The organism is Bradyrhizobium sp. 141 (assembly GCF_023074055.1).
GTDB lineage: Bacteria > Pseudomonadota > Alphaproteobacteria > Rhizobiales > Xanthobacteraceae > Bradyrhizobium.
On the sequence record NZ_JADPKR010000040.1, the window covers coordinates 1 to 551 of the forward strand.

Sequence of the window (551 nt, forward strand, 5' to 3'; positions counted from 1 at the left end):
GAACCGTCATGGGAAGCTCCTTTGCGATATGAAAGCGCTGCAAGCAGCGCCTCCAGCGTCTCGCAATCGAACTTCGTCGGGAATGCAGGAAGATCAGATTGTGGCACCGAAGCTTGCCACGAATCGCCTACCGCGAAGCGGTGATGCGCCGGAGAGGGGCGGACGGCCTTGTATTAGCGAGGAAGCGGGGTAATGCCCGTGAGGTTATCGCCATTGGATCGGGTCAACCAGCAATGGGAGGAAGGCGGGTTGTGCGACGGATAGCGAATATGGCTCTGTTGAGCCATATTCGCTATCATCGCCGATCGTCGGCTCTCTGATTCGCCCGTTAAAGATGGACGACGCCATGCTCGACAATCCGGAGAAGACCACCCGGTTGCTCGCCGCACTCAAGGCAGCTGCGCCATTTGACGTTGAACTGGCACCATCGTTGATCGAATATCTGCAAGCCCAGAATGTTGCCGATGCTGATCGGATGCACCACGTCGTCTGGGATTTGTCATACGCCGGTGACGAGGGCGGCATCATCTGCCATTTGTCTCGCTCGGAAG

General features: G+C 57.4%; 1 protein-coding gene. It reads left to right on the top strand.

Going from position 1 to position 551, the window contains the following annotated elements; translation table 11 throughout:
- Nucleotides 1-346: 346 nt before the first annotated feature.
- Nucleotides 347-551: hypothetical protein (locus tag IVA81_RS12040; protein WP_247316621.1), on the top strand; the 205-nt coding region annotated here is incomplete at its 3' end.